The sequence below is a fragment of the Mesorhizobium sp. M1E.F.Ca.ET.041.01.1.1 genome (assembly GCF_003997355.1).
Lineage (GTDB): Bacteria > Pseudomonadota > Alphaproteobacteria > Rhizobiales > Rhizobiaceae > Mesorhizobium.
Window position 1 is genome coordinate 1 of record NZ_RZSL01000515.1, and the last position, 4,375, is coordinate 4,375.

The 4,375-nt window shown below is 63.8% G+C and carries 5 protein-coding genes and 1 pseudogene; 2 read left to right on the plus strand and 4 right to left on the minus strand.

Features of this window, described 5'->3' with window-relative positions; translation table 11 throughout:
• The 4 genes and pseudogenes from EOA38_RS40570 to EOA38_RS29115 form a co-directional block, all read right to left on the minus strand.
• Positions 1–170, minus strand: a pseudogene (locus tag EOA38_RS40570) (sugar ABC transporter permease); the annotation flags it as partial.
• On the minus strand, positions 167–982 hold the full coding sequence (locus EOA38_RS29105; RefSeq protein WP_126092932.1) for an ATP-binding cassette domain-containing protein: 816 nt from the start codon (positions 980–982) through the stop codon (positions 167–169). The pseudogene EOA38_RS40570 and the gene EOA38_RS29105, both read right to left, overlap by 4 nt.
• Positions 983–1,172: 190 nt before the next feature.
• Positions 1,173–2,240, minus strand: a complete 1,068-nt coding sequence (locus tag EOA38_RS29110) for a sugar ABC transporter substrate-binding protein (RefSeq protein WP_126092931.1) — start codon at positions 2,238–2,240, stop codon at positions 1,173–1,175.
• Between the two features lie 226 nt (positions 2,241–2,466).
• Positions 2,467–3,351, minus strand: a complete 885-nt coding sequence (locus EOA38_RS29115) for an AraC family transcriptional regulator (protein WP_126092930.1) — start codon at positions 3,349–3,351, stop codon at positions 2,467–2,469.
• Positions 3,352–3,630: 279 nt separating this feature from the next.
• Here EOA38_RS29115 and EOA38_RS29120 point away from each other — a divergent pair, with 279 nt between their 5' ends.
• Both EOA38_RS29120 and EOA38_RS29125 read left to right on the plus strand, forming a co-directional pair.
• Positions 3,631–4,233: an ANTAR domain-containing response regulator gene (locus EOA38_RS29120; RefSeq protein ID WP_126092929.1), complete on the plus strand. Its 603-nt coding sequence runs from the start codon at positions 3,631–3,633 to the stop codon at positions 4,231–4,233.
• On the plus strand, positions 4,230–4,375 hold a 146-nt coding region (locus tag EOA38_RS29125), incomplete at its 3' end, for an ABC transporter substrate-binding protein (RefSeq protein ID WP_189434988.1). The genes EOA38_RS29120 and EOA38_RS29125, both read left to right, overlap by 4 nt.

Below are 4,375 nucleotides of genomic sequence, written 5' to 3' on the forward strand. Positions count from 1 at the left end.
ATGGTGCAGATCAGCACCAGCCCGACGACGACGGGCAGCGAGCCGAGATCGCCGGACCGGACGCGGTCGAGAAAGCCCTTGATGGCGCCCTTCGCGCCGCTGCGATCCTTCAGCCGCTCGTCGCTGCGGTCGAGCAGCGCGCCGGGGTTGCGGTCGGAAGCCGTCGTCATGGCCGTTCTCCCTCAGCCTTCACCTCGGCTGTGCGCTTGCCGCGCCTCGACACGGCATTGTCGTCGGCGCCGGTTATTGCGGTCACCAGTTCCTGGTTGGATGCGCCGGGCAGGAAGATGCCGTTGTTGCGGCCGAGCCTCAGCACCACGATGCGGTCGGCTACGGCGCGCACGTCCTCCATGTTGTGGCTGATCATGACGACGCCTAGGCCGCGATCCCGCACGCGCTCGATGAGGTTGAGCACCTCTGCCGTCTGCGCGACGCCAAGTGCCGCGGTCGGCTCGTCGAGGAGGATCACGCGCGGCTCCATCAGCAGCGAGCGGGCGATCGCGACCGTCTGCCGTTGGCCGCCCGACAGCGACGCCACCGGCTCGCGCACGCTGGGAATCCGTGCGGAGAGCTCATTGAGCAGCGTCCAGGCGCGGACCTCCATCGAGACTTCGTCGAGGCGAAGCGGATGGAGCTCACGGCCAAGGAAGATGTTGGCCACGACGTCGAGGTTTTCGCAAAGCGCCAGATCCTGGAAGACGGTGGCGATGCCGAGCTTCAGCGCCGCGGCAGGATTGGCCAACGTCACGGGCTGGCCGTCGAACGTGATCGAGCCGGCGCTCGGCATGTGCGCGCCGGCCAAAATCTTCACCAGCGTCGATTTGCCGGCGCCGTTGTCACCGACCAGGGCGACGATCTCTCCCGCGTTGATATCGAGATCGACATCGGTGAGGGCCGACACCGCGCCGAAATTCTTCGAGATGCCGCGCAGGCTGAGCACCGGCGGGCGGCTTGTCGTGGACGGCGTGTCGGGTATTGCCATGGCCTGTCTCTCTTCCCGCGTTTTGGTCGGTATGTCCGGCCGCCAGGAGGTAGCGGCCGGACACGGCTGTCACCTTGGCGACGTTGCCGAGCATATCGCAGGCGACGCGATTTGGCCGCGTCGCTTCTGGGGACGATGCGGCTGACGCCGCATCGCTCCGGAGACAATGCCGCCTGCGCGGCATTGCTCCTTATTCAATGCCGAGCTTCTTGCAGCCTTCGGCGTAGCGGTCGGTGCAGAGCTGGGCTGCGGTCTGGATCTTCTTGTCGATGATCTCGGCCTTGAGGTTCTCCTGCATCACCACCGCCGGCACGAAGAGCTGCGAGGGCGTGTCGTAGAGCGTCGTCTCGGCTTTCGGAGCCTCGCCCTTGAGGAGCTGCACCGCAACGTTCGCGGCTGCTGCGGCGACGATCTCGCTGGGCTTCGAGATAGTGTTGTACTGGTCGCCGGCAATGACGAGCTGCAGCGCGGCGATCGTGGCGTCGTTGCCTGTCACCGGCGGCACCGGATCGACGCCGGCGGCCTTGAGCGCCGCGATGGCGCCGCCGCCCGTGCCGTCATTGGCGGCCACCACGCCGACGATCTTGTTACCGAAGCGCGAGATCTGCCCCGCCGCCCATTGCTGGGCATTCGAAGGCGCCCAGTTCGGCGTGTCGAACTCGGCGAGCGTCTTGTAGCTGCCGGTCTTGAGGCCGTCATGGATACCGTCCTTGATCAAGCCCGCCGCGGCATCGGTCGGCGAGCCGTTGATCTGCAGCACGCCGACATCGCCGTCGCTCGACACGCCCTTGGCCTTGAGATGCTCGACCAGCGAGGCGGCGATCGCCTTGCCGATGGCCTTGTTGTCGAACGACACGTAGAAATCGGCCTTGGCGTCCGGAATCGGACGGTCATAGGCGATGACCTTGACGCCCTGGGCCTGGGCGTTGTGCACCAGCGACGCCGCCGCCGCGGAATCCACCGGATCGAGCACGATCACCTTGGCGCCCTGGGTGATGACCGAGTTGAACTGTTGCTGCTGCTTGGTGACGTCGGCGTCGGCGTTGAGGTAGAGCACCTTGCAGCTGTCGCAGAGTTTCTTCATCTCGGCGACGAAGCCGGGGTGATCATGCTCCTCGTAGCGCGTCGAACCCTGGTCGGGCATCAGGAACGCGACCGTGGAGCCGGCGATATCCTGCGCATTGGCAAACGTCGCGCCGAGGGCGAGGCTCGAGACGGCCATCGCGGCCGCGGTCAATCTGGACATGTATCTGGACATAAGGTCTTCTCCATTCCCGTTGTTTGATGTAACAGACTCCGCCGCAGGCTGCGGATGTCTGCTCGCGCTGCCCGATCGGAAATCTAGCGAACTCGTGCAGCAGCCTAACGGCTTCCTCCCGCTGGCATGACACGAGGCAATACTCGTCCATCGCTGGTTCGCTTACGCGATCCATCGCTTCGTCTTGGTTCTTGCTTAAGGCTTGTTTCTCCTCCCGAACTCCTTTCTATGCGGCGCGCGCGGCCGCGAAATTGTCCGCAACCAATCGTCTGAACTGCGACGGCGGCATGCCCTTCTCGGCCAGGAACTGGCGGTTGAAGTTCGACAGATTGTTGAAGCCGACCTCGAAGCAGATGTCCGAAATCTGCGCCTCTTCATCGCTCATCAGGATCTGGCAGGCGAGATTGATGCGCAGGCGCTTGATATATTGCAGCAGCGACATGCCGGTGTGCTTGCGGAACGAGCGCGAGAAGGCGCTCGGCGTCTGGCCGGCGATCACTGCAAGGTCGCCCTCATTGAACGGCTGAGTCAGATTCTCGCGGATATAGGCCAGCGCCTGGTTCATGCCCGCCGACATATATCCCGACGGATCCGGCAGATAGTTTTCGCTGGCGAGAACGCGCGGCGCGCTCTCACGGCTGAGCGCCTCCATGATCGACATGAACAGGCTGATCCGGTGCACGCCGTAAGCATGCGTGATTTCCGCCAGCAGCGGCATGACCTCCCTGCTCACGCCCTTGCTGAACAGGACGCCGCGCCGCGACAGGTCGAGCAACGGGGAAACGGCGCCAAGCTCGGGAAAGGTCGTGATCGCGCCGCCGATGAATTCCTCGCTGAACTGGACCAGCCTGCAGCGCAGCGGAACTGACTGGCCTTCCGGAACCTCGCTGATCCAGTTGTGCGGCAGGTTGGGACCGGCCAGCACCAGATTGCCGATCTCGAACTCGCCGATGAAGTCGCCGACGAAATAGCGGCCCTTGGTCGCGACGATCTGGTGCAGCTCGTATTCCGGATGAAAGTGCCAGCGCACCGTATGGTACGGATAGCCGTGCCACTTCACCGCGAACGACTCGCCAGGCCTTATCTGTATGACTTCCAGATCGGGTCCCATGCTTCCTCCCGGAGGCTGTCGGGTGTTTTCAGCCTTCGAACCGCGGCCGTTTGTTTGGCTCATCTAGGGTCAGGATAACGGTCGCCAAGAATGTCCGCCACCTCGCCACGCCGCGCCGACTGATACGTTTTTGACCGTTTTGGGCCACGAAGATCGCATCTTCGAAAATTAGACGCCACGAACATTCAAAGTTGGCGAACGGGGCATGGGCGCGGGAAAAGTTCGCTTCGGGCTACGCTACCGCATTGCACAATTCCGGTCTGGCTGCACAATAGGCGCATGTCCGCCGGTTCGTTGGCCATCCTTGTTATCGACGAGAACCGCATCCGCGCCTCGATCATCGAGGCGGGATTGCGGGACGCCGGCCATCGCCATGTCACGGTGGTCCACGACGTGGCCGGCATTGCCCGGCGCATCGCCGAGATCGAGCCGGACGTCATCGTCATCGATCTCGAAAATCCAAACCGCGACATGCTGGAGAACATGTTCCAGCTTTCGCGCGCGGTGAAACGGCCGATCGCCATGTTCGTCGACCGCTCCGACCAGGCCTCGATCGAGGCGGCCGTCGATGCGGGCGTGTCCGCCTATGTCGTCGACGGGCTGAAGAAGGAGCGCATCAAGCCGATCCTCGACATGGCGATCAGCCGCTTCAATGCCTTCTCGAGCATGGCGCGCGAACTGGAGGAGGCGCGCAGCGAGCTCGAGAACCGCAAGGTCGTCGATCGGGCCAAGGGCATATTGATGAAGTCGCGCGGGCTGAGCGAAGAGGCGGCCTACGCGCTTCTGCGCAAGACCGCCATGAACCAGAACCGCAAGATCGCCGAGATTGCCCAGAGCCTGGTGACCGCGGCGGGATTGCTTGGACCGCTGGAGGGCGAATGAGCACGACTGCCTCGCACCAGGTCACTGCCGGCTTCATGCCGCTCTTCGACAGCGCCGTCCTGGTCGCGGCCGACGAGATGGGCTTTGCCGCCCGCGAGGGCATCGCGCTCAAGCTGCATCGTGAGACCTCCTGGGCCAACAT